This is a genomic window from Fulvimonas yonginensis (assembly GCF_037137055.1).
In the GTDB taxonomy this organism is placed as follows: domain Bacteria; phylum Pseudomonadota; class Gammaproteobacteria; order Xanthomonadales; family Rhodanobacteraceae; genus Frateuria_A; species Frateuria_A yonginensis.
This window is the reverse complement of the sequence record NZ_JBBBNY010000006.1, coordinates 66,383-88,691: the sequence shown is the minus strand read 5'-3', so window position 1 is coordinate 88,691 and position 22,309 is coordinate 66,383. Positions and strand designations below refer to the sequence as shown.

Sequence of the window (22,309 nt, the reverse complement as noted above, 5' to 3'; positions counted from 1 at the left end):
AGCGGATTCCCCGTACGAGCGCCAGCACCGGGGGCCGGAAAAGTGGCGCGGTCGGCGTCCCGGTCTACAGCGGCCGCTTGGAGGCGTCTCCGGCCACCTCGCGCACCAGCCGCGGCACCAGGTAGCCGGGCAGCCGCCGGCGCACCGCCTCGACCAGGGCGTGCGCGCGCGCGTCGTCCACCTCGAAGTGCGCCGCCCCCTGCACGCGGTCGAGCTGGTGCAGGTAGTAGGGCAGCACGCCGGCGGCGAACAGGCGCTCGGACAGCGCCGCCAGGGCGTCCGCGTCGTCGTTGATCCCGCGCAGCAGCACCGCCTGGTTGAGCAGGGTGGCGCCGGCGCCGCGCAGCGCCGTGCAGGCGGCATCGACCGCCCCGTCGAACTCGTTGGCGTGGTTGGCGTGCAGCACGATCACCTTCTGCAGCGGCAGCGCCTGCAGCCAAGCCAGAAAAGGCCCGTCGATCCGCTCCGGGAGCACCACCGGCAGGCGGGTGTGGATGCGCAGCCGGGTGACGTGGGGCAGGTCGGCCAGCCCGCGCGCGAGCTCCTCCAGCTTGTGCGTGGCCAGCGCCAGCGGGTCGCCCCCGGACAGGATCAGCTCGCTGATGGAAGGGTCGGTCCGCAGGTGGGCCAGTGCCTGTCGCCACTGCCCGGCGGCGGCAGTCTCCTCGCCGTAGGGGAAGTGCCGGCGGAAGCAGTAGCGGCAGTTGACCGCGCAGCTGCCGCTGGCGATCAGCAGGGCGCGGCCGTGGTACTTGTGCAGCACGCCGCGCGCTTCGCGCGCGGCCAGGTCGCCCACCGCGTCGGCGACGAAGCCGGGCACCGGGTCCCGCTCGGCCAGCTGCGGCAGCACCTGCAGCAGCAGCGGATCGCGCGGGTCCCCCGGCCGCATGCGCGCCACGAAGCCGCGCGGCACGCGCAGGGCGAAGCCGGCATCGCCCGGAGGCAGCATCCCGGCCAGATGGTCCAGGCCGAGCATGCGAAGCAGCTCGTCCGCATCGGTGACGGCGCTTCGCCACAGGTCGCGCCAGTCCGGCGCGGACGGCGATAGGCGGGCAGCGGGGCTTGCGGTTATCATGGTGGGCCTTGATGCGGGCCAGGGGCCCGCGCAAACCCCTATTTTAACCGCCGCTGGGCGGTGTTCACCTCTGGAGCAGAAAGCGCATGGCCACCGCCGGTCTGAACGATGTCAAGAAGGGGATGAAGATCCTCCACAACAACGACCCGTGGGTCATCACCGACGCCGACTTCATCAAGCCGGGCAAGGGCCAGGCGTTCACCCGCATCTTCATCCGCAACCTGAAGACCGGGCGCACCACCGAGCAGACGATGAAGTCGAGCGACTCGTTCGAGATCGCCGACGTCACCGATACCGACATGCAGTACCTGTACTCCGACGGCGAGTTCTGGCACTTCATGCACCAGGAGACCTTCGAGCAGCACCAGGCCAGCAAGGCCGGCGTGGGCGATGCCGCCAAGTGGCTCAAGGGCGAGGAAGAGTGCGTGGTGACGTTGTTCAACGGCGAGATCATCGCGGTGCAGCCGCCGAACTTCGTCGAGCTGAAGATCGTCGAGACCGACCCGGGCCTGCGCGGCGATACCTCCGGCGGCGGCGGCAAGCCGGCCACGCTGGAGACCGGTGCGGTCGTGCGCGTGCCGCTGTTCGTGGGCACCGACGAGGTGATCAAGGTCGACACCCGCACCGGCGAATACGTCAGCCGCGTCGGCAAGTAAGCCGCGAGGTCGACCGTCCCGACGGCACGGCCGCACGCGCGCCGTGCCGTTTTCGTTTCCCCAACCGAGGCAGCCATGGTCGCAGGCCCCATCGACATCGATCTGCTCATCGAGGCCCGCTGGGTCGTTCCGGTCGAACCCCACGGCGTCGTGCTGGAGGACCATGCGGTCGCGGTCCACCACGGCGCGATCCTCGCGTTGCTGCCGATCGCCGAGGCCCGCGCCGCCTACGCGCCGCGCGAGCGGATGCAACTGGCCGAGCATGCGCTGATCCCCGGCCTGGTCAACAGCCACACGCACAACCCGATGACGCTGCTGCGCGGCCTGGCCGATGACCTGCCGCTGATGACCTGGCTGCAGCAGCACATCTGGCCGGCCGAGGCCAAGGTGATCGGGCCGGAGTTCGTGCGCGACGGCGTGGAACTGGCCGTGGCCGAGATGCTGCGTGGCGGCACCACCTGCGCCAACGAGAACTACTTCTTCCCCGACGTGATCGGCGCGACCTACCGGCGGCTTGGTTTCCGCGCCGTGGTGGGCCTGCCGGTGATCGAGTTTCCCACCGCGTGGGCCAAGAGCCAGGACGAGTACTTCGAGCGCGCCGGCGAAGTGCACGACAGCTTCCGCGGCGACGGCCTGGTCGGCACCGCGTTCGCCCCGCACGCGCCCTACACGGTGTCGGACGAGAGCTTCGAGCGCATCCGCGTGCTGGCCGACCAGCTCGACATTCCCGTGCACCTGCACCTGCACGAGACCGCCCACGAGGTCGAGGAGGAAAGGAAGAAGTCGGGCCTGCGCCCGTTCCAGCGGCTGCAGAAGCTGGGCCTGGTCAACGATCGCCTGATCGCCGTGCACATGACCCAGCTGACCGAGGGCGAGATCGCCGCCTGCGCCGAGGCCGGCGTGTCGGTGGTGCATTGCCCCGAGTCCAACCTCAAGCTCGCCTCCGGCTTCTGCCCGGCCGAGAAGCTGCGCCGCGCCGGGGTCAACGTCGCCATCGGCACGGACGGCTGCGCCTCCAACAACGACCTGGACATGATCGGCGAGCTGCGCACCGCCGCGCTGCTGGCCAAGGCGGTCGCCGGCGACGCGGCCGCATTCGACGCCGCCTACGCCTTGCGCGCGGCGACTCTGAATGGTGCCCGCGCGATGGGGCTGGACGGGCGCATCGGCTCGATCGAGCCCGGCAAGCAGGCCGACCTTGCCGCGGTGCGCCTCGGCGACATCGAGACGCAGCCGCTGTTCCACGTCGCCTCGCAGCTCGCCTATGCGGCCGGGCGGCACCAGGTCAGCGACGTGTGGATCGCCGGCCGGCGCAAGCTGGCCGCGCGCGAGCTGGTCGACATGGACCCCGCCGCGATCCTGGCCAAGGCGCACGCCTGGCGCGAGCGCATCGCGACGTTCGCCTGAGGAGCCCGCATGAACCTGTACCTGGTGATGGTGATGCGCCGGCCGCAGTTCGATCCCGCGGTGGTGCCGGCGCACCAGCGCTTCCTCGACGAGCTGCGTGCCGAGGGCCGGGTCGAGCGCTCCGGCCCGTTCGGCGACAAATCCGGCGGCGCCTACCTGCTGCTCGCGCAGGACATGGCGGCGGCGCAGGCCATCGCCCACCGTGATCCGGCCCACGTCAGCGGCGGCTGGGACGTGACGATTTACGAATGGCAGGCGCGCTAGGCTTGCCGACCGGGTCCGACGACCACGCGCATCTGCAAGGAAACAGGCCATGATCGACACCACCAGCAACGTCAGCCCCGAGGAGATCGCCCGCTTCGACAAGCTGGCCGCCCGCTGGTGGGATCCGGATGGCGAGTCGCGCCCGCTGCACGACCTCAACCCCGTGCGCGCCGCCTACGTCGCCGCGCGCGTGGACCTGCGCGAGGCGAAAGTGGCCGACGTGGGCTGCGGCGGCGGGCTGCTCAGCGAGGCGCTGGCGCGCGAGGGTGCGAAGGTCACCGGCATCGACCTCGGCGAGAAGGTGATCGAGGTCGCCAGGCTGCACCTGTACGAGTCGAACCTCGCGATCGACTACCGCGTGCAGTCCTCCGCGGCGCTGGCTGCCGCCGAGCCGGCGAGCTTCGATGCGGTGTGCTGCATGGAACTGATCGAGCACGTGCCCGATCCGGCGGCGCTGGTCCGCGACCTGGCCGCGCTGCTCAAGCCGGGCGCGCGTCTGTTCATGTCCACCCTGAACCGTACTCCCGCCGCGTTCGGCGCCGCCATCCTCGGCGCCGAGTACGTGATGCGCCTGCTGCCGCGCGGCACCCACCACTACGCGCAGTTCCTCAAGCCGTCCGAACTGGGGCGCCTGTTGCGCCACGCCGGGCTGGAACTGGAGGACGTCTCCGGCCTCGCCTACAACCCGCTCACCCGCAGGGCCTCGTTGAGCCGCATCACCGCGGTCAACTACCTGCTGTGCGCGCGCAAACCGGCATGAAGGCGCTGCCGTCCCCCCTCGAAGGCGTGCTGTTCGACCTCGATGGCACGTTGCTGGACAGCGCTCCGGACCTCTATGCCGCACTGGAGCGCCAGTGCCGGGAAGAGGGCGTCCCGGTGCCGCCGTACGCGCCGGTGCGGGAGGTGGTCTCGCGCGGCGCCCGCGCGGTGCTGCGCTGCGCGTTCGGAGAGCTGGGCGAGCCGGCGGTGGAAGCGCGCGTCGAGCGCTATCTCGCGCTGTACCAGGAAACGATGGGTCAGGCGACCCGCCCCTTCGAAGGCATCGAGGCACTGCTGGCCCAGTTGGAGCACGCCGGCGTCCGCTGGGGCATCGTCACCAACAAGGCCGGTTTCCTCACCGACGAGCTGCTGCGCCGGATCGGCTGGGCGGGACGCGCCGCCGCCGTGGTCAGCGGCGACACGCTGCCGGTGAAGAAACCCGACCCGGCGCCCGTGCGGCTGGCCTGCGAGCACGCCGGCATCACGCCGGCGCTGAGCCTGTTCGTCGGCGACGACCGCCGCGACGTGGCCGCCGGTGCGGCCGCCGGCCTCTACACCGTGGCGGTCGGCTGGGGCTATCTGGACGGCGGCGATCCGCGCGAGTGGCAGGCCGATGCCGTGCTCGACACGCCGGCGCAACTGGCCGGCTGGCTGCGCCGGGGCCGGGCGGTGGCGTGATGGACGCCGGCTACGACGCCCTGCAGAGCTACGTCGACAAATGGCTGGACGCGCAGCCGGTGCAGCGCGTCGCGCTGGCCTTCGTCGACCCCGCGCAGCACCCGGGGCACGTCGCGCTCGCCGCCTGGGAACAGGAACTGCTGGCCGCCGCCTACGGCATCCGCGAGCCGCACGTGGCTGCCGCCAAACTGAACTGGTGGGCGGAGGAACTGGCTGCGGCTCCGCAAAGCGGCGGACGCCATCCGCTGACCCGGGTGCTGTTCGACGACGAACGCGCCGCGCGCATCGGCAGCGAGCGCTGGCTCGCGCCGGTGCTGGCCGCGATGGCACAGCTCGAGGAGGGCACCGCCGCCGACTTCGCGGCGCAACTGGCCGCCGCCTCGCAGCTGCATGGCGCGCTGGCCGCGCTGGAGACGGCCTGGTGGTTCGGCGAAGCCGCCTCGCCGGAGCGCGCGGCCCGGCTGGCCACGCTCGCCCATCTGCTGCACGCGCTGCGCCGGCTGGACGACGACGCGGAGCGCGACCGTCTGCCGTTGCCGATGGCCTATCTGGCCCGCTACGGGCTCAGCCGCGACCAGTTGCGGCGGCCGGGTGCCGCGCGCAATGCCGCCGTGCGCGCGCAGTTGGGCGAGCTCGCCACCGCCTGGCGCGAGGCGGGCCGGTTGCCGGGGCCGCTCAGCGTATTCCGTGCCCTCGAGGCGCGCGACGGCGAACGCCAGGCGCAGCGTGCCGCCGGCGCGTCCGAACCGCTGGAAACCCTGCAGCGTCCCCGGCCGGCCGGTGGCCTGGGCGCGACCCTGGCGGCCTGGCAGGCGGCGCGGCACTGGCATCGCACGATCGCTGGCTGAACCCGGCCCGGGCGGGTGGGCACTCAGTGCAGACGCAGCGTTTCCACGGCGCGCCTGTTGCCCCTGGGCGCGCTGCCCCAAAATAGAGAGCCGCACGGCGCATCGCCTGCCGCGAGGAATCCCATGCACAGCCACGAAAACACCGCCCGCCTGCTGCCCGACGTCGCCGCCCAGGCGCAGCCGCATCTGGCCGGGGCACTGGACTGGGTGGGGATGGACGGCATCGAGGTGCCGGTACGCTTCGACGCCGGCGACGGCAACGCCGAGCGCGCCAGCGCGCAGGTCGGCGCCTTCGTCAACCTGACCCGGCCGGACAAGCGCGGCATCCACATGTCGCGGCTGTACCTGCTGGTGGATGCGCACCTGAGCGCCAGGCCACTGGACGCCGCGATGCTCGAGGCGCTGCTGCGCGCCTTCCTCGAGTCGCACAAGGACCTTTCCGACCGCGCCCGCATCAGCATCCGCTTCGACCACCTGGTCCGCCGGCCGGCACTGCGCAGCGGCAACAGCGGCTGGCGCGCCTATCCGGTGTCGATCGAGGCCAGCCTCGGGCCGGAAGGCTTCCGGCTGGAGCTCGGCACCGAGGTGGTGTACTCGTCCACCTGCCCGGCGTCCGCGGCGCTGTCGCGCCAGCTGATCCAGGAGCAGTTCGCGCGCGACTTCGACGCGTCCAGGCCGCTGGACCATGCCGCCGTCATGGCGTGGCTCGGCAGCGAACAGGGCATCGTCGCCACGCCGCACGCCCAGCGCAGTGTGGCGCGGCTGCTGGTGCGCCTGGCCGACGGCGCGGGCTTCGACCTGATCTCCACGCTGGACCGCGTCGAACAGGCGCTGGGCACGCCGGTGCAGACGGCGGTCAAGCGGGAGGACGAGCAGGCGTTCGCGCTCGCCAACGGCAGCAACCTGATGTTCTGCGAGGATGCGGCGCGGCGCATCCAGAAGGCGCTGGACGCCGACCCGCGCATCGCCGATTTCCACGTGCGTCTGGAGCACCAGGAGAGCCTGCATCCGCACGATGCAGTGGCCTACGCCAGCAAGGGCGTGCCCGGGGGCTACGGTTCCTGACGCCGCAGGCGCTCGCCTGCGGCGGCCTGTGCGCAAGGTGCGTACGGGTCGGGCTCGCCTGTGGCGGGGTTGCACTACCGCCCCCCTACCGGGCGGAGCGATCGAGCCGCCGGCGCTCTCTTCCCGTCGGGGAGAGGGCGCGGGTGAGGGATGGGTGCCCGCGGCGGTGGTCGTTTGTGTGCTGACGCGCCGTATTGCTCCCTGCGTCTGCGGCGACCCGGGTCCGCCCGTGGGCTGGCTGCCGCCTGCTCGGTGGGAGCGAGCTTGCTCGCGATGCTCTTTTCTTTTGTGCCTAGCCGGGGCTTGCTTGCGGGGCGTGTCGTTCTTCTGTGGCGCTTGCGCGAGCCCGGTCGCGGAGAGCCACGGAAGAACGACATACCCCCGCGAGCAGGCCTTTCGCGAAGCGAACAAAAGCAAGCGCGTCGCGAGCAAGCTCGCTCCCACACGAAGGCAGCAAGCGACGAGCGCGATCCGGAAGCAGACCGAGGGAGAACGGCTGCGAGGCCCTGCAGGGATGATGGCTTTCAGCGGGAGAGCCCGTCGCGAAAGGACGAGGCCGCCGCAGTCGCGCCTTGGCGGGGCTGCACCCGAAGAAACCCGAGCCCCGCGACTGCACGCGCCGCGAGAGACGCATCCACCCCGCTCAGCGGTCGAAGGCCAGCCGCTGGCCCCGCACGGCATCATCCACCCGCGTGCCATCCCAGACCCGCTGCCCGTTCACGAAGGTGGCCGCGATCGAGCTGGAGAAAGTGGTGCCCTCGAATGGCGACCAGCCGCACAGCGACAGCACTTCCTCGCGGCGCACCGTGTGCGGCTTGCGCGGGTCGACCAGCACCACGTCGGCCGCATAGCCCTCGCGCAGGAAGCCCCGCTCCTTCACGCCGAACAACGTGGCCGGCGCGTGGGTCACCGCCTCGACCACGCGTTCCAGCGCGAGCCTGCCCTCGAACACGCGCTCCAGCGCAGCCTGCAAGGCGAACTGCACCAGCGGCAGGCCGGACGGGGCCTTGTCGTAGAGCTGCTCCTTCTCGGCGAGCAGGTGCGGGGCGTGGTCGGTGGCGAGTACGTCGATGCGGCCCTCTGCCAGTGCGCGGGTGATGGCCTCGCGGTCGGCGGCGGTCTTGATCGCGGGGTTGCACTTGATCAGGAAGCCCAGGCGCTCGTAGTCGGCATCCGAGAAGTGCAGGAAATGGACGCAGGTCTCGGCGGTGATCTTCTTGCCCGCCAGCGGGCCGGGTTCGAACAGCGCCAGCTCGTCGGCGGTGGAGATGTGCAGCACGTGCAGGCGGGTGCCGTGCTTCTTCGCCAGCGAGATCGCCAGGCGGGTGGACTTGATGCAGGCCTCGCGCGAGCGGATCAGCGGATGCTCGCGGGCGGGAATGGCCTCGCCGTACATCTCGTGCGCGCGCGCCAGGTTGGCGTCGATCATCGGCGTGTCTTCGCAGTGCGTGATGATCGGCGTGGGGCAGTCGCGGAAGATGCCGTCCAGCGTGTCCGGGTCGTCCACCAGCATGTTGCCGGTGGAGGCGCCCATGAACACCTTCACGCCCGGTGCGGCCTTCGGGTCGAGTGCGCGGATCGCTTCCAGGTTGTCGTTGCTCGCGCCCATGTAGTAAGCGTAGTTGACCGCCGAGGTTTCGGCGGCACGGGCGTACTTGGCCTCCAGCGTTTCGCGGTCCAGGGCCGGCGGCTTGGTGTTGGGCATCTCCATGAAGCTGGTGATGCCGCCGGCGGCGCAGGCGCGCGACTCGTGCCAGGTATCGGCCTTGTGGGTCAGGCCCGGCTCGCGGAAGTGCACCTGGTCGTCGATCATGCCCGGCAGCAGCCACAGGCCCGCCGCATCCAGCACCTGCTCGCCGGGGCGTGCGCCCAGGTCGCCACCGACGGCATCGATGCGCCCGCTCTTGATGCGCAGATCCGCCTGGAATCGGCGGCCTTCGTTGATCAGTTCGGCGTTCTTGATCAGCCAGTCGGTGGACATCAGGATTCTCCGTGGGGGCGACAGCGGGCGAAATGGAAATGCTCCGGTACGGGGTCCTCGCCGCCGGTGCACAACGGCTGACAGCGCAGGATGCGCCACAACGCCAGTGCGCTGCCACGCAGCGGACCGAAGCGCGCCAGCGCGATCCGTGCATAATCGGAACAGCTGGGGTGAAAGCGGCAACGCGGCCCCAGCAGGGGGCTCAGCAAGCGTTTGTACACGCCGAGCAGGGAGAGCAGGAATCGGGTCACTTCGTTCACGCAGCCCAAACGGCTCGCGGCATGTAGTGCCCCAAGTATTCCAGAATGCCTGTTGCCGGTGTAGGACGCATGGGCTATAACACCCGGCCGCCACGGCCAAAATGGTGAAGGGAAATGGCGAAAACGACGCGTAGTTCGACCGCCGCCAAGGCGCAGAAAGGGAAGACTGCGGTCAAGGCGAAGCCGACCAAGGTCGGCAAGTCCAGCGTAGCCGCGGCCAGCAGGGGCGCAGCCAGCAAGAAGACCGCGCCCGCCCGCAAGCCGGCGGCGAAGAAGGCTGTGGCGAAGCCCGTCGCCCGCAAGCCGGCCGCCAAGGCCCCCGCCAAGAAGGTCGCGCTGACCAAGGCGGCGCCGAAGAAGGTCGCTCCCAAGAAAGTGGCGAAGCCGGCCGCCAGGCCGGTGGCGAAGAAGGCGGCCGTGAAGAGGCCGCCTGTGCAGAAGGCGCCTGCGAAGAAGCCGGTTGCCGCCAAGCCGGTGGCGAAGAAAGCCGTGCCCGCCAAGGCGCCGCTGCGATCCAAGCCGGCTGCTCCCGCGAAGAAGGCGGCCGCCAAGCCGGCGGCGAAGGCTCCGACCCGCAAGGCCGCGCCGTCCCGGCCGGCAGCGAAGTCCGCCCCTGCCAAGTCCTCCAGGCCTGCCGCCAAGCCCGCCGGTGTGGCGCCGGCACCGGCCAAGCCGGTCGTGGCCACGCAAACATCTCCATCACCCGCCGTTGCGCCCACGAAGGGCAAAGTGGCGAGTGCCGTCGCCATGGTGACCCCACGCGTGGCCACGGCCACCGCACGCCATACCCCCCCCAAGAAGCAGAAGACCCCGCAGTCCTCAATGAATAACGCAACAACCCTAGACAATGGCGTGACCCGCGAAGACGGTCGTTACGCGCTGCCCTCCACGATCAACATCGAGCTGCCGCCGGGTTACCGTCCCTCGAACGACGAGGAGTACATGAACCCCAGGCACCTCGCCTACTTCCGCAACAAGTTGCGCGAGTGGCGGGAGCAGCTGGTGGAAGAGTCGCGCCAGACGATGGAGAACCTGCGTGACGAGGTCCGCGACGTCGGCGACGAGGCGGAGCGGGCCACCCGCGAAACCGAGAACTCGCTGGAGCTGCGCACCCGCGACCGCTACCGCAAGCTGATTTCGAAGATCGACAAGGCGCTGCGCCGCATCGAGGAAGGCCGCTACGGCTACTGCGAGGAAACCGACGAGGAGATCGGCCTGGAGCGCCTGGACGCCCGCCCGATCGCCACGCTGTCGCTTGACGCGCAGGAGCGTCGCGAGCACCTGCAGAAGCAGATGGGTGACTGAGCCGTCCATCCGGGCAGTCACCGAGCCCCGCCTCGCGCGGGGCTTTTTCTACCCGCACGCCACGCCGTAGGAGCGAGCTTGCCCGCGATGCTCTTGGTCGGTGGTGTCGCGTCGCCCTCAAGCATCGCGAGCAAGCTCGGTCCTGCAGCGGCGTGTGGGGTCAGGCCAGCGCCTGCGCCGCGTAGCCCTTGAGCTTGGCCAGCATCGCGACCAGGCCGTTGGAGCGGGTCGGGGACAGATGCTTGGCCAGACCGATCGACTGCACGAAGGTCGGTTCGGTGGCGACGATCTCGGCCGCCGGACGGCCGGAGTAGACGCGCAGCACAAGTGCGATCAGCCCGGAGACGATGGCCGAGTCGCTGGTCGCACGGAAGTCCATCCGCGAAGCATCGCCGCTGGGCACCAGCCAGACCATCGACTGGCAGCCGTGCACGCGCCACTGCTCGGTCTTGCACTCTTCCGGGAACGGCGGCAACTGCTTGCCGAGGTCGATCAGGTACTGGTAGCGCTCGGACCAGTCGCCGAAGAAGGCGAACTCCTCGGCGATGTCCTGTTGCGCCTGCTCGGCGCTGGCGGGAGAAGTGGTGTCCATGCGCGCATTATCGCGCAGTCGCGGTCACGCCACGAAGAAACGCCGTGAAGGCCGGCGCGCTCCTGCTCAGGCCTTCTGCATGCTCCAGCGCGTGCCCTGCGGGCCGTCCTCTATCGTCACGCCCATCGCCGCCAGTTCGGCGCGGATGGCGTCGGCGCGGGCGAAGTCGCGGGCGGCACGGGCCGCACGGCGTTCTTCCAGCAGGGCCTCGATGCGGGCTTCGTCGACCGCGTCGCCGCCACGGAACCACGCCTCCGGATCCTGCTGCAGCAGGCCGAGCAGGGCGCCGCCGCCGAGCAGGGCCGCTTTCGCTTCGGCGCTGCCCGACTGGCGCGCGCCGTCGGCGAGCAGGGCCAGCTCCGCCAGCGCCTGCGGCGTGTTGAGGTCGTCGCACAGCGCAGCCTCGACCCGCGCGGGCACCGGCAGCTCGCCTTCGACCGGCACGTGCGCCAGGTCGCGCAGCACGCGGTACCAGCCGTCCAGCGTGCTCACCGCCTGGGCCAGCGCGGCATCGGACCAGTCCAGTGGCTGCCGGTAATGGCCGCGCAGCAGCAGCAGGCGCAGCGCCTCCGGCGGATGACGCTTGAGCAGCTCGTGCACGAGCAGCACGTTGCCCAGCGACTTGGACATCTTGCGCCCGTCGAAGGTGAGCATGCCGTTGTGCAACCACCAGCGTGCGAAGACCTGTCCGCCGTGCGCGCAGGTAGACTGCGCGATCTCGTTCTCGTGGTGGGGGAAGGTGAGGTCGACGCCGCCGGCATGGATGTCGATCGTGGCGCCCAGGTGCGCCGCGCTCATCGCCGAGCACTCGATGTGCCAGCCCGGCCGGCCGCGGCCCCAGGGGCTGTCCCAGCCGGGCAGCTCCGGCGTGGACGGCTTCCACAGCACGAAATCGGTCGGATTCTTCTTGTAGGGCGCCACTTCCACCCGGGCGCCAGCGATCAGCTCGTCGGTATCGCGGCCGGAGAGCTGCCCGTAGGCGGGGTAGGTGCCCACGTCGAACAGCACGTGTCCCTCGGCCGCGTAGGCGTGACCGCTCGCGATCAGGGCCTCGATCATGGCGACGATCTCGCCGATGTGCGCGGTGGCGTGCGGCTCCACGTCGGGCGGCGCGATGCCCAGCGCCGCCATGTCCTCGCGGTAGGCCGCGGTGAAGCGCGAGGTGACGGTGCCGATGGGCACGCCCTGTTCCAGCGCGGCGGCGTTGATCTTGTCGTCCACGTCGGTGATGTTGCGGGCATAGACCACGCGCGGGTAGTGCCGCCGCAGCAACCGCACCAGCACGTCGAACACCACCGGACCGCGCGCGTTGCCGATGTGCACGTAGTTGTAGACGGTCGGCCCGCACAGGTACATGGTGACCCGCTCGGGATCGAGTGGTTCGAAGGTTTCGGTGCGTCGGGTGAGGCTGTTGTAGAGCGAGATCGGCATCGGCGTGTCGGTGGCGCGGCCAAGCCGCGCATCTTAGCAGCCCGGGTCGGTTTGCTTCCGGCCCTGGTGGGGAGGTGGCGTGGAACGCCTGGGTCTTCTCCCGCTTGCGGGGGCGCGAGGTGGGATGAGGCTCGCCGCCGCCTGGCCGGCAGGAGCGAGCTTGCTCGCAATGCTCTTGCTCTTTTCGCTCCGCTAGGGCGCTTGATGGGGCGTGTCGTTCTTCTGTGCCTTTCCGCGACCGCTCGCGCAAGCGCCACAGGAGAACGACATGCGCCAAGCAAGCCCCCAGCGAAGCGCAAAGACCACCAGCATCCCGCCCCTCTCCCAGCGGGGAGAGGGCGCCAACGGCTCGCGGTACGTCGTGGGGAGGCGATAGTGCAAGCCCGCCGCAGGCGAGCCGAGCCACGAACCGTCGCATGGGGGCATGCCAGGCAAGCGCGCCGGCGCTCTCCCGTCGATCCTCTAAGCGTTGATTCAGCGTGAATTTGTTGCAATGGCAACCGCGCAGAAGCGCGTTTCGGACCATGCTGGAGGTCCCATGAACAAGATGTTTCTCCCCGCCCTGGTGCTGGCCCTCGCCGCCGGCGCCGTGCACGCGCAGGATGGGCGCTATGCCGACGGCGACGATGCCAACACCCACTACGGCTGGGCCGACGTGCTGCGGGTCGATCCGGTCTACGGGGTCGCGCGCACCGAGATGCCGCGGCAGGAGTGCTACGACGAGCCGGTGGTGCGCCGCGAGGGCGGCAACACCACGGCCGGTACCGTGCTGGGCGCGGTGATCGGCGGGGTGCTCGGCAACACCGTGGGCAAGGGCGATGGCCGCAAGGCCGCCACCGTGGCCGGTGCGGTCGCGGGCGGTGCGGTCGGCCACGGCGTGGCCAGCCGCGGGCAGCGCGACTACGACGACACGGTGACCCGCTGCCGCGAAGTCAGCTCGGTCAGCGAGCAGCGTCGCCTGATGGGGTACGACGTGGAGTACCGCTACCACGGCGAGGTCTACGTCTCGCGCCTGAACTACGATCCCGGCGAGCGCCTGCGGGTGCGCGTGAGCGTGGCCCCGGCCGAGTGACCGCAGAGCAACCGCCGCCTCCGGGCGGCGGTTTCCGTTTGGCCGTCCGCCGCGTATGGACGTCCACAAATAGTTGTTGCATCGCCGCAGGAATGCCGGCATGATGCCGGCTCCCTACCCGGAACCCCCATGTCCGCAGCCGTCTACACCGCCACCGTGCTCACCAGCGCCCGCATGGCCGCTGGCATGACCTCGCGTGCGCGCCGACCGCTGGACCGACATCCGGCCGGGTAGGCTGTCGCTGCACGCGCTCCAGGCGCAACGACGAACGAACCCGGCCCGCGCGCCGGGTTTTCTGTTTTTGGACCCGCCGCGCCGCCGAAGCCCACCACTTCACGCGAGCCCGAGCATGGCCCTTCGACATTTCCTCACCACCCAGGACTACAGCCGCGCCGAGATCGACACGCTGCTGGAGCAGGCGGCCGCGTTCAAGCGTTCGCCGCGCGGCCAGCAGCTGGCCGGCAAATCCGTCGCGCTGCTGTTCTTCAACCCGTCCATGCGTACGCGGACCAGCTTCGAGCTCGGCGCGTTCCAGCTGGGCGGCCACGCCATCGTGCTCTCCCCCGGCAAGGACGCCTGGCCGATCGAGTTCGAGGCCGGCACGGTGATGGAAGGCGAGGCCGAGGAGCACATCGCCGAGGTGGCGCGCGTGCTCAGCCGCTACGTCGACCTGATCGCCGTACGTGCGTTTCCCAAGTTCCAGGACTGGTCGGTGGATCGCGAGGACCGCGTGATCAAGGCCTTCGCCCGCTACGCCACCGTGCCGGTGATCAACATGGAGACCATCACCCATCCCTGCCAGGAGCTGGCCCACGCGCTGGCGCTGAAGGAGCACCTGGGCGACCTGCAGAACAGGAAGTACGTGCTCACCTGGACCTACCACCCCAAGCCGCTCAACACGGCGGTGGCCAATTCGGCACTGCTGATCGCCACCAAGCTGGGCATGGACGTGACCCTGCTGTGCCCCACGCCCGACTACGTGCTGGACGAGCGCTACATGGAGGCCGGTCGGCAGAACGCCGCGCGGAACGGCGGCTCGCTCAAGGTCAGCCACGACATCGAGGAAGCCTACCGCGGCGCCCACGTGGTCTACGCCAAGAGCTGGGGTGCGCTGCCGTACTTCGGCCGCTGGGAGCAGGAGAAGCCGGTCCGCGACGCGCACCGGCACTTCATCGTGGACGAAGCCAAGATGGCGCTCACCGACCACGGCCTGTTCAGCCATTGCCTGCCGTTGCGCCGCAACGTCAAGGCCACCGATGCCGTGATGGACGCGCCCTACTGCATCGCCATCGACGAGGCCGAGAACCGCCTGCACGTGCAGAAGGCGGTGATGGCCTCGCTGCTCGCGCAGCCGGCCTGAGCCTGCCGCCCCCACCCCGTGACCCCTCACCTCGGAACGACCATGAGCGCCAACGCTTCCCGCGACATCGTCCTCGCCTTCTCCGGCGGCCTCGACACCAGCTTCTGCGTGCCCTACCTCAAGGAACAGGGCTGGAACGTGCATACCGTGTTCGCCGACACCGGCGGCGTGGACGCGGAGGAACGCGCCTTCATCGAAAATCGCGCCCGCGAGCTGGGCGTGGCCAGCCATCGCACCGTCGACGGCGGCCCGGCGATCTGGGACGGTTTCGTCAAGCCGTTCGTTTGGGCGGGCGAGGGCTACCAGGGGCAGTATCCGCTGCTGGTTTCCGACCGCTACCTGATCGTGGAAGCCGCGCTCGCGCGCTGCGCGGAACTGCGCACCAACGCCATTGCGCACGGCTGCACCGGCATGGGCAACGACCAGGTGCGCTTCGATCTGGCGGTCAAGGCGCTGGGCGACTACCGCATCGTGGCGCCGATCCGCGAGATCCAGAAGCAGCACACGCAGACCCGCGCCTACGAGCAGAAGTACCTGGAGGAACGGGGCTTCGGCGTGCGCGCCAAGCAGCAGGCCTACACCATCAACGAGAACCTGCTCGGCGTGACCTTGTCCGGCGGCGAGATCGACAAGTGGCAGGCACCAGGCGAGGGCGCGCGCGGCTGGTGCAAGCCGCGCGCCGAGTGGCCGGCCGGACTGCTGACCGTGAAGCTCGGCTTCGAGCGCGGCGAGGCGGTGAGCCTCGACGGCGAGCGCCTGCCGGGGCACCGGTTGCTGGCGAAGCTCAACGCGCTGTTCGCGCGCTACGGCGTGGGCCGCGGCCTGTACACCGGCGACACCACCATTGGCCTCAAGGGCCGTATCGTGTTCGAGGCGCCGGGCCTCACCGCGCTGCTGACGGCGCACCGCGCGCTGGAGGAGGCGGTGCTGTCCAAGCAGCAGAACCGCTTCAAGCCGGAGGTGGCGCGCAAGTGGGTGGAGCTGGTCTACGAGGGCTTCTTCCACGACCCGCTGAAGACCGACCTGGAAGCCTTCCTCGCGTCCAGCCAGGCCACCGTCAACGGCGAGGTGACGCTGCAGACCCACGGCGGCACGGTCGGCGCGGTGGCGCTGGACTCGACGCACATCCTCAACGCCAAGGGCGCCACCTACGCGCAGTCGGCCGACTGGGGCGTGGAAGAGGCCGAGGGCTTCATCAAGCTGTTCGGCATGAGCTCGACGCTGTGGGCGGAAGTGAACCGGGGCGCGAAGGCATGAGCACTGCGCTTGTCGCCCTTCTCCCCCCGCGAGAGGCATCGGTGAAGAGGATTCGGGCGTGCCTGGACGCGACGCTCTGCCCGGACCCTCACCCCAATCCCGCTGCCGCTGGGAGAGGGGCTTCGTCTTGCTGGAGCGTGCGATGAGTCGCCTGCTGGACGCCACACTCGAGCACCTGCGCGCGCTGGTCGCCTTCGACACGCGCAATCCGCCGCGCGCCATCGGCAGCGGCGGGATCTTCGACTACCTGCGCGCGCAGCTGCCGGGTTTCGAGGTCACGGTCACCGACTACGGCGCGGGCGCCGTCACGTTGCATGCGGTGCGCGGGCAGCCGCGGTTGCTGTTCAACGTGCACCTGGACACCGTGCCGGACTCGCCGGCGTGGAGCGCCGACCCGCACGTGCTGCGGGTCACGGCCGAGCGCGCGATCGGCCTGGGCGCGTGCGACATCAAGGGCGCGGCGGCGGCACTGCTGGCGGTGGCGCAGGCCACCGACGGCCCGCTGGCGCTGCTGTTCTCCACCGATGAGGAGGCCAACGATGCGCGCTGCGTCGCGGGCTTCCTCGGCGCACACCCCCGTGCGGCAGGCAAGGGCTACGAGGCGGTGGTCGTGGCCGAGCCCACGCGCGGCGAGGCGGTGCTGGCGCACCGTGGCATCCAGTCGGTGCTGATGCGCTTCGCCGGACGCGCCGGGCACGCCTCCGGCGAGCAGAAGCCGAGCGACAGCGCGCTGCACCAGGCCATGCGCTGGGGCGCGGCGGCGCTGGATTTCGTCGCCGCGCAGGCGCACGAGCGCTTCGGCGGGCTCACCGGCCTGCGCTTCAACATCGGACGCGTGGAGGGCGGCATCAAGGCGAACGTGATCGCCCCGGCGGCCGAGTTGCGCTTCGGTTTCCGCCCGCTGCCGACCATGGACCCGGACCAGCTGCTGGTACGTTTCCGCAGCCTGGGCGAGGTGCCTCCGGTGCATTTCGAGGAGACCTTCCGCGGCCCCTCGCTGCCGGCCGGCGACACGGCCACGGCGGAGACGCGGCGGCTGGCCGCGCGCGACCTGGCCGACGAGCTGGCGATCCCGGTGGGCAACGCGGTCGACTTCTGGACCGAGGCTGCACTGTTCTCCGCCGCCGGCTACACGGCGCTCGTCTACGGTCCGGGCGACATCGCGCAGGCACACAGCGCCGACGAATGGGTCGCGCTGGACCCGTTGCGGCAGTACGCAGACAACCTCTACCGGATCGTGAGCCGTGGAAACGCATAAGCACACGCGCAAGACCATCGTGCGCCTGCTCGAGAGCATGGGCAGCGCCAAGGAAATCCAGCAGTACCTCAAGCGCTTCTCGCAGCTGGACGCCAAGCGCTTCGCCGTGGTCAAGGTCGGCGGCGCGGTGCTGCGCGACGACCTGCCGGCGCTGGCCTCGTCGCTGACCTTCCTGCAGCAGGTGGGCCTCACCCCGATCGTGCTGCACGGCGCCGGGCCGCAGCTGGACCAGGAGCTCGCCGTGGCCGGCATCGCCAAGCAGACCGTGGGCGGCCTGCGTGTCACCACGCCGCAGGCGATGGGCGTGGTGCGCCGCGTGTTCCAGCAGCAGAACCTGCGCCTGGTCGACGCGCTGCACGCGATGGACACGCGTGCCGTGTCGGTGGCCTCGGGCGTGTTCATGTCCGACTATCTGGATCGCGATTCGCTCGGCATGGTCGGCAAGGTGACCGGCATCGACCTCGCGCCCATCGAGGCGGCGCTGCGCGCCAATGCCATTCCGGTGATCGCCAGCCTCGGCGAGACCGCCGAGGGCCAGTTGCTCAACATCAACGCCGACGTCGCGGCCAACGAGCTGGTGCGCGTGCTGCAGCCCTACAAGATCGTGTTCCTCACCGGCACCGGCGGGCTGCTGGATGCACAGGGGCAGGTGATCGACTCGATCAACCTCTCCACCGAGTACGAGCACCTGATGGCGCAGCCGTGGATCGACGGCGGCATGCGGCTGAAGATCGAGCAGATCGCCGACCTGCTGGCCGACCTGCCGCTGACCTCGTCGGTGTCGATCACGCGGCCGGCGGAGCTGGCCAAGGAGCTGTTCACCCACAAGGGCTCGGGCACGCTGGTGCGCCGGGGCGAGAGGGTGCTCGTGTTCGATTCGTGGGAGGGCGTGGACCGGGTGCGATTGCGCGTGCTGATCGAGTCGAGCTTCGGCCGTGCGCTGGTTCCGGACTACTTCGAGCGCACGCGGCCGTACCGGGTCTACGTCAGCGAGAACTACCGCGCCGCGATGATCCTCGCCCACGAGGAGGGCCTGGCCTACCTCGACAAGTTCGCCGTGCTCGACGAGGCGCAGGGCGAAGGCCTGGGGCGCGCGGTGTGGCAGGTCATGCGCGAGCAGAACCCGCGGCTGTTCTGGCGCTCGCGCCACGGCAACAACGTCAACCCCTTCTACGACGCCGAGTGCGACGGCAGCCTCAAGCAGCCGCGCTGGAAGGTGTACTGGTACGGCATCGACGATTTCCGGCTGATCGAGCGTTGCGTCGCGCACTGCGCGCAGCGGGTGCCGACCCTGACGGATACGGCGCAGCCACGCGCACTCGGCACGGCCGGCAGCTGAGGCATGGAAGAGATGGACAAGCAAACCATAGGCATCGTCGGCGCACGCGGACACACCGGCGCCGAACTCATCCGGCTGATCGCGCGGCACCCCGCGCTGGAGCTGGCCTACGTGTCCTCGCGCGAGCTGGATGGCCAGCGCGTGGACGCGTACGTGCCCGAGTACGCCGGCGAGCTGCGCTACAGCGCGCCCGCGCCCGAGCAGCTGCCGGCACTGGCCGCCGACGTGGTGGTGCTGGCCCTGCCCAACGGCAAGGCCGGCGCCTGCGTGGAGGCCTTCGACAAGGCCGGCGCCGATCCGCTGATCGTGGACCTGTCGGCCGACCACCGTTTCGACGAGCGCTGGTACTACGGCCTGCCCGAACTCACCCGCGAGCGCTGGCGCGGCCAGCGGCGGATCAGCAACCCGGGCTGCTACGCCACCGCGATCCAGCTGGCGGTGGCGCCGCTGAGGGACCTGCTCGCCGCACCGCCGGTGTGCTTCGGCGTGTCCGGCTATTCGGGCGCCGGCACCACGCCTTCGGACAAGAACGATCCCCAGAAGCTGCGCGACAACCTGATGCCGTATTCGCTCACCGGCCACATGCACGAGCGCGAGACTTCGGCGCACCTGGGCGTGCCGGTGGAGTTCATGCCGCACGTGGCGCCGCATTTCCGCGGCCTGACCGTCACCTGCAACCTCTATCTGGCGCGACCGATGAAGCGGGACGAGGTGATCGGGCGTTTCCAGCACGCCTACGCGGGCGAGCCGCTGGTGCGCGTGCTCGACGAGGCACCCTGGGTCAGCCGCATCGCCGGCAAGCACCATGCCGAGATCGGCGGCTTCGCCATGGCGGCGGACGGGCGCCGCGTGGTGGTGGTCGCCACGCTCGACAACCTGCTCAAGGGCGCGGCGACCCAGGCCATGCAGAACATCAACCGCGCGATCGGGCAGGGCGAGCTGGCCGGCATTCCGGCAGCGGAACGACCGTAAGGCGCGACCACGCGCCATCGATCCTTCCGTTCCCCGCCGAGAGACCGCCATGCGCCTGACGCACTACCTGCTACCCACCCTCAAGGAAAACCCCGCCGAGGCGCAGATCGCCTCGCACCGGCTGATGCTGCGCGCCGGCCTGATCCGGCAGGAGGCCGCCGGCATCTATGCCTGGCTGCCGCTGGGCCTGCGCTTGCTCAGGAACATCGAGCGCATCGTGCGCGAGGAAATGGAGCGCGCCGGCGCGGTGGAGCTGCTGATGCCCACCCTGCAGCTGGCCGACCTGTGGCGCGAGAGCGGCCGCTACGACGCCTACGGGCCGGAAATGCTGCGCATCCGCGACCGCCACGAGCGCGAGCTGCTGTACGGCCCGACCAACGAGGAGATGGTCACGGAGATCTTCCGCGGCTACGTGCGCTCCTGGCGCAGCCTGCCGCTGAACCTGTACCAGTTCCAGTGGAAGTTCCGCGACGAGCAGCGGCCACGCTTCGGCGTGATGCGCGGGCGCGAGTTCCTGATGAAGGATGCCTATTCCTTCGACCTGGACGAGGCCGGCGCGCGCCGCTCCTACCGGCGCATGTTCGTCGCCTACCTGCGCATGTTCGCACGCATGGGCGTCAGGGCGATCCCCATGCGCGCCGAGACCGGGCCGATCGGCGGCGACCTCTCGCACGAGTTCCTGGTGCTGGCGCAGACCGGCGAGTCGGCGGTGTTCTGCGACCGCGCGGTGCTGGACCTGCCCGTGCCCGCGGCGGACGTCGACTACGCGGGCGACCTGGCGCCGCTGGTCGCGGCGTGGACGGCGCCGTACGCGGCCACCGAGGACGTGCACGATGCCGGGCGCTTCGAGCGCGAGGTGCCGGCGCAGCGGCGGCTGCTCGCGCGTGGCATCGAGGTCGGCCAGATCTTCTATTTCGGCACCAAATACTCGCTGCCGATGGAGGCCACGGTCAGCGGCGTCGACGGTGTGGAGCTGCCGGTGCACGGCGGCTGCTACGGCGTGGGCGTGTCGCGGCTGGTCGGCGCCATCATCGAGGCCAGCCACGACGGGCACGGCATCGTCTGGCCCGATGCCGTGGCGCCGTTCCAGGCCGGCCTGCTGAACCTCAAGCCGGGCGACGCCCGCGTGGACGCGGCTTGCGAGTCGCTGTACGCGGGCCTGCGCGCCGCGGGCATCGGCGTGCTGCTCGACGACACCGACGAGCGGCCGGGCGCCAAGTTCGCGCGGATGGACCTGATCGGCCTGCCGTGGCAGCTTCTGGTCGGTCCACGCGGGCTGGACGGCGGCATGGTGGAGCTGAAACACCGTGCCAGCGGCGAGCGCCGCGAGCTGGCCCCCGAGGCCGCGATCGCTTTCCTGCGGCAATCCCTCTCCACCTCCCATCCGGAAACCCATCCATGAGCGATCTCCTGTGGCAGAAAGCGGGCGTCGAAACCGATGCGCGGATCATGCGCTTCCTGGCCGGCAATGACGTGCTGCTCGACCGCGAGTTCTTCCTGCACGACATCGCTGCCAGCAAGGCGCACGTGGAAGGCCTCGCACGCATCGGCGTGGTGTCGGTCGACGAGGCCGCGGCGCTGGATCGCGAACTCGACGCGTTGGCGGCGGACTTCCGCAGCGGCGCCTTCGTGCTGGACGAGCACTACGAGGACGGCCATTCGGCGATCGAGGCGCGGCTGACGGAACGGCTCGGTGACGCCGGCCGGCGCGTGCACACCGGGCGCAGCCGCAACGACCAGATCCTGGTCGCCACGCGGCTGTGGCTGAAGGAGAAGCTCGCGGCGCTGGCGACGCACTGCCGGGCGATCGCCGAGGTCTGCCTCGAGCGCGCCGCGCAGCCGGCCTTGCCGCTGCCGGGCTATACCCACCTGCAGCGCGCGGTGGTGTCCTCCACCGCGATGTGGTTCGCCGGCTTCGCCGAGGGCTTCCTCGACAACGCGGCGCGCGCGCGGCAGACGCTGGCGTGGATCGACGCCAACCCGCTCGGCACGGCCGCCGGCTACGGCGTGAACCTGCCGCTGGACCGCGAGCACACCACCGCCGCGCTCGGCTTCGCTCGCATGCAGGTCTCGCCGATCTACGCGCAGCTCTCGCGCGGCAAGTACGAACTGGCCGCGCTGGAGGCGTTGGCCAGCGCGCTGCTGGACCTGCGCCGGCTGGCCTGGGACCTGTCGCTGTTCACCACCGCCGAGTTCGGCTTCGTCAGCCTGCCGCCCGAATACACCACCGGCAGCTCGATCATGCCGAACAAGCGCAACCCCGACGTGGTGGAGCTGCTGCGCGCCAGCTACGCCACCGTCGCCGCGGCGCGTTGCGAGATCGAGCAGTTGCTGTCGCTGCCGTCGGGCTACCAGCGCGACCTGCAGTTCTCCAAGGGGTCGATCTTCCACGGCATGACCCACGGCCTGGCCGCGCTGGAACTGGCGCCCGACCTGCTGGCGCGGATGCGCTGGAACGAGGGCGCCATGCGCGCGGCGATCGAGCCGGCGATGTACGCCACCGACGTGGCGATCGAGCAGGCCGCGGCCGGAGTGCCGTTCCGCGAGGCCTATCGCGCGGCCGCGGCGATGGCCGCCGCAGCGGGGCAGGGGCGCAGCCCCGAGCAAAGCCTGGCCGAGCGCCGCTCGCCCGGCGCCGCCGCCGACCTGCGGCTCGACGCGCTGCGTGCGCGGCTGGAGGCGCTGCCGGGCTGAGCGGCCGGCATCGCTTGAGTCCATGCTGCAATGCAG

Annotated in this window: 21 protein-coding genes; 16 read left to right on the top strand and 5 right to left on the bottom strand. The window is 70.5% G+C overall.

Translation table 11 applies throughout. The annotated features are described in order from the left end of the window. Positions 1-64 precede the first annotated feature (64 nt). Positions 65-1,075 carry an EF-P beta-lysylation protein EpmB gene (gene epmB / locus WAT24_RS10215; RefSeq protein WP_336807755.1) on the bottom strand — a complete coding sequence of 337 codons (1,011 nt, stop codon included), beginning with the start codon at positions 1,073-1,075 and terminating at the stop codon, positions 65-67. An 86-nt stretch (positions 1,076-1,161) separates the two neighbouring features. On the opposite strand from epmB, the gene efp reads away from it, so the two are divergent. The 7 genes from efp (at position 1,162) to folE2 (ending at position 6,752) form a co-directional block, all read left to right on the top strand. Then, the gene (gene efp, locus WAT24_RS10210) at positions 1,162-1,731 is read left to right on the top strand and encodes an elongation factor P (protein WP_336807754.1); all 570 of its coding nucleotides are present in this window, start codon (positions 1,162-1,164) and stop codon (positions 1,729-1,731) included. 75 nt (positions 1,732-1,806) lie between these two features. Beyond that, positions 1,807-3,138, top strand: coding sequence for a TRZ/ATZ family hydrolase (locus tag WAT24_RS10205; protein ID WP_336807753.1), 1,332 nt, complete (start codon positions 1,807-1,809; stop codon positions 3,136-3,138). A 9-nt stretch (positions 3,139-3,147) separates the two neighbouring features. After that, positions 3,148-3,402, top strand: a complete 255-nt coding sequence (locus WAT24_RS10200) for a YciI family protein (RefSeq protein ID WP_336807752.1) — start codon at positions 3,148-3,150, stop codon at positions 3,400-3,402. A 49-nt stretch (positions 3,403-3,451) separates the two neighbouring features. Further along, the gene (ubiG, locus tag WAT24_RS10195; protein ID WP_336807751.1) at positions 3,452-4,162 is read left to right on the top strand and encodes a bifunctional 2-polyprenyl-6-hydroxyphenol methylase/3-demethylubiquinol 3-O-methyltransferase UbiG; all 711 of its coding nucleotides are present in this window, start codon (positions 3,452-3,454) and stop codon (positions 4,160-4,162) included. Beyond that, positions 4,159-4,839, top strand: a complete 681-nt coding sequence (gene gph, locus WAT24_RS10190) for a phosphoglycolate phosphatase (RefSeq protein ID WP_336807750.1) — start codon at positions 4,159-4,161, stop codon at positions 4,837-4,839. Before ubiG ends, gph begins: the two co-directional genes overlap by 4 nt. Continuing rightward, the gene (locus tag WAT24_RS10185) at positions 4,839-5,687 is read left to right on the top strand and encodes a squalene/phytoene synthase family protein (RefSeq protein ID WP_336807749.1); all 849 of its coding nucleotides are present in this window, start codon (positions 4,839-4,841) and stop codon (positions 5,685-5,687) included. The genes gph and WAT24_RS10185 overlap by 1 nt, the downstream gene beginning before the upstream one ends. Positions 5,688-5,810: 123 nt before the next feature. Continuing rightward, a complete protein-coding gene (gene folE2 / locus WAT24_RS10180; RefSeq protein WP_336807748.1) occupies positions 5,811-6,752 on the top strand; it encodes a GTP cyclohydrolase FolE2 in 942 nt (313 codons plus the stop codon). Between the two features lie 643 nt (positions 6,753-7,395). On the opposite strand, the gene WAT24_RS10175 is transcribed toward folE2, so the two are convergent. Both WAT24_RS10175 and yidD read right to left on the bottom strand, forming a co-directional pair. Further along, entirely contained in the window at positions 7,396-8,733 is a 1,338-nt protein-coding gene (locus WAT24_RS10175) for a dihydroorotase (protein ID WP_336807747.1), read from the bottom strand. Then, on the bottom strand, positions 8,733-8,993 hold the full coding sequence (gene yidD, locus WAT24_RS10170) for a membrane protein insertion efficiency factor YidD (RefSeq protein ID WP_425605294.1): 261 nt from the start codon (positions 8,991-8,993) through the stop codon (positions 8,733-8,735). Before yidD ends, WAT24_RS10175 begins: the two co-directional genes overlap by 1 nt. Positions 8,994-9,107: 114 nt before the next feature. On the opposite strand from yidD, the gene dksA reads away from it, so the two are divergent. Next, on the top strand, positions 9,108-10,298 hold the full coding sequence (gene dksA / locus WAT24_RS10165; protein WP_336807746.1) for an RNA polymerase-binding protein DksA: 1,191 nt from the start codon (positions 9,108-9,110) through the stop codon (positions 10,296-10,298). Between the two features lie 160 nt (positions 10,299-10,458). On the opposite strand, the gene WAT24_RS10160 is transcribed toward dksA, so the two are convergent. Together WAT24_RS10160 and cysS are read right to left on the bottom strand one after the other, a co-directional pair. Then, positions 10,459-10,890 (bottom strand): SufE family protein, encoded by a 432-nt coding sequence (locus tag WAT24_RS10160; RefSeq protein ID WP_336807745.1) that lies wholly within the window; start codon positions 10,888-10,890, stop codon positions 10,459-10,461. Positions 10,891-10,956: 66 nt separating this feature from the next. Next, positions 10,957-12,321 carry a cysteine--tRNA ligase gene (gene cysS, locus WAT24_RS10155; protein WP_336807744.1) on the bottom strand — a complete coding sequence of 455 codons (1,365 nt, stop codon included), beginning with the start codon at positions 12,319-12,321 and terminating at the stop codon, positions 10,957-10,959. 538 nt (positions 12,322-12,859) lie between these two features. Here cysS and WAT24_RS10150 point away from each other — a divergent pair. From WAT24_RS10150 to argH, 8 genes are all read left to right on the top strand, one after another. After that, entirely contained in the window at positions 12,860-13,393 is a 534-nt protein-coding gene (locus tag WAT24_RS10150) for a glycine zipper 2TM domain-containing protein (protein ID WP_336807743.1), read from the top strand. Positions 13,394-13,742: 349 nt separating this feature from the next. After that, positions 13,743-14,753, top strand: a complete 1,011-nt coding sequence (locus WAT24_RS10145; protein WP_336807742.1) for an N-acetylornithine carbamoyltransferase — start codon at positions 13,743-13,745, stop codon at positions 14,751-14,753. 42 nt (positions 14,754-14,795) lie between these two features. Continuing rightward, entirely contained in the window at positions 14,796-16,010 is a 1,215-nt protein-coding gene (locus tag WAT24_RS10140) for an argininosuccinate synthase (protein ID WP_336807741.1), read from the top strand. A 142-nt stretch (positions 16,011-16,152) separates the two neighbouring features. After that, positions 16,153-17,268 carry an acetylornithine deacetylase gene (locus WAT24_RS10135; protein WP_336807740.1) on the top strand — a complete coding sequence of 372 codons (1,116 nt, stop codon included), beginning with the start codon at positions 16,153-16,155 and terminating at the stop codon, positions 17,266-17,268. Positions 17,269-17,305: 37 nt separating this feature from the next. Next, on the top strand, positions 17,306-18,607 hold the full coding sequence (locus WAT24_RS10130) for an acetylglutamate kinase (protein WP_425605295.1): 1,302 nt from the start codon (positions 17,306-17,308) through the stop codon (positions 18,605-18,607). 3 nt (positions 18,608-18,610) lie between these two features. Next, the gene (gene argC, locus WAT24_RS10125) at positions 18,611-19,579 is read left to right on the top strand and encodes an N-acetyl-gamma-glutamyl-phosphate reductase (protein WP_425605293.1); all 969 of its coding nucleotides are present in this window, start codon (positions 18,611-18,613) and stop codon (positions 19,577-19,579) included. Positions 19,580-19,628: 49 nt separating this feature from the next. Next, on the top strand, positions 19,629-20,981 hold the full coding sequence (gene proS, locus WAT24_RS10120; RefSeq protein WP_336807737.1) for a proline--tRNA ligase: 1,353 nt from the start codon (positions 19,629-19,631) through the stop codon (positions 20,979-20,981). After that, positions 20,978-22,273 (top strand): argininosuccinate lyase, encoded by a 1,296-nt coding sequence (gene argH / locus WAT24_RS10115; protein ID WP_336807736.1) that lies wholly within the window; start codon positions 20,978-20,980, stop codon positions 22,271-22,273. Before proS ends, argH begins: the two co-directional genes overlap by 4 nt. Positions 22,274-22,309: the final 36 nt, after the last annotated feature.

Excerpts from the sequence above, each read along its gene's own strand:
- epmB (WP_336807755.1), bottom strand. The coding sequence starts at position 1,075 with ATGATAACCGCAAGCCCCGCTGCCCGCCTATCGCCGTCCGCGCCGGAC.
- efp (WP_336807754.1), top strand. The coding sequence starts at position 1,162 with ATGGCCACCGCCGGTCTGAACGATGTCAAGAAGGGGATGAAGATCCTC.
- WAT24_RS10205 (WP_336807753.1), top strand. The coding sequence starts at position 1,807 with ATGGTCGCAGGCCCCATCGACATCGATCTGCTCATCGAGGCCCGCTGG.
- WAT24_RS10200 (WP_336807752.1), top strand. The coding sequence starts at position 3,148 with ATGAACCTGTACCTGGTGATGGTGATGCGCCGGCCGCAGTTCGATCCC.
- ubiG (WP_336807751.1), top strand. The coding sequence starts at position 3,452 with ATGATCGACACCACCAGCAACGTCAGCCCCGAGGAGATCGCCCGCTTC.
- gph (WP_336807750.1), top strand. The coding sequence starts at position 4,159 with ATGAAGGCGCTGCCGTCCCCCCTCGAAGGCGTGCTGTTCGACCTCGAT.
- WAT24_RS10185 (WP_336807749.1), top strand. The coding sequence starts at position 4,839 with ATGGACGCCGGCTACGACGCCCTGCAGAGCTACGTCGACAAATGGCTG.
- folE2 (WP_336807748.1), top strand. The coding sequence starts at position 5,811 with ATGCACAGCCACGAAAACACCGCCCGCCTGCTGCCCGACGTCGCCGCC.
- WAT24_RS10175 (WP_336807747.1), bottom strand. The coding sequence starts at position 8,733 with ATGTCCACCGACTGGCTGATCAAGAACGCCGAACTGATCAACGAAGGC.
- dksA (WP_336807746.1), top strand. The coding sequence starts at position 9,108 with ATGGCGAAAACGACGCGTAGTTCGACCGCCGCCAAGGCGCAGAAAGGG.
- WAT24_RS10160 (WP_336807745.1), bottom strand. The coding sequence starts at position 10,890 with ATGGACACCACTTCTCCCGCCAGCGCCGAGCAGGCGCAACAGGACATC.
- cysS (WP_336807744.1), bottom strand. The coding sequence starts at position 12,321 with ATGCCGATCTCGCTCTACAACAGCCTCACCCGACGCACCGAAACCTTC.
- WAT24_RS10150 (WP_336807743.1), top strand. The coding sequence starts at position 12,860 with ATGAACAAGATGTTTCTCCCCGCCCTGGTGCTGGCCCTCGCCGCCGGC.
- WAT24_RS10145 (WP_336807742.1), top strand. The coding sequence starts at position 13,743 with ATGGCCCTTCGACATTTCCTCACCACCCAGGACTACAGCCGCGCCGAG.
- WAT24_RS10140 (WP_336807741.1), top strand. The coding sequence starts at position 14,796 with ATGAGCGCCAACGCTTCCCGCGACATCGTCCTCGCCTTCTCCGGCGGC.
- WAT24_RS10135 (WP_336807740.1), top strand. The coding sequence starts at position 16,153 with ATGAGTCGCCTGCTGGACGCCACACTCGAGCACCTGCGCGCGCTGGTC.
- WAT24_RS10130 (WP_425605295.1), top strand. The coding sequence starts at position 17,306 with ATGGGCAGCGCCAAGGAAATCCAGCAGTACCTCAAGCGCTTCTCGCAG.
- argC (WP_425605293.1), top strand. The coding sequence starts at position 18,611 with ATGGAAGAGATGGACAAGCAAACCATAGGCATCGTCGGCGCACGCGGA.
- proS (WP_336807737.1), top strand. The coding sequence starts at position 19,629 with ATGCGCCTGACGCACTACCTGCTACCCACCCTCAAGGAAAACCCCGCC.
- argH (WP_336807736.1), top strand. The coding sequence starts at position 20,978 with ATGAGCGATCTCCTGTGGCAGAAAGCGGGCGTCGAAACCGATGCGCGG.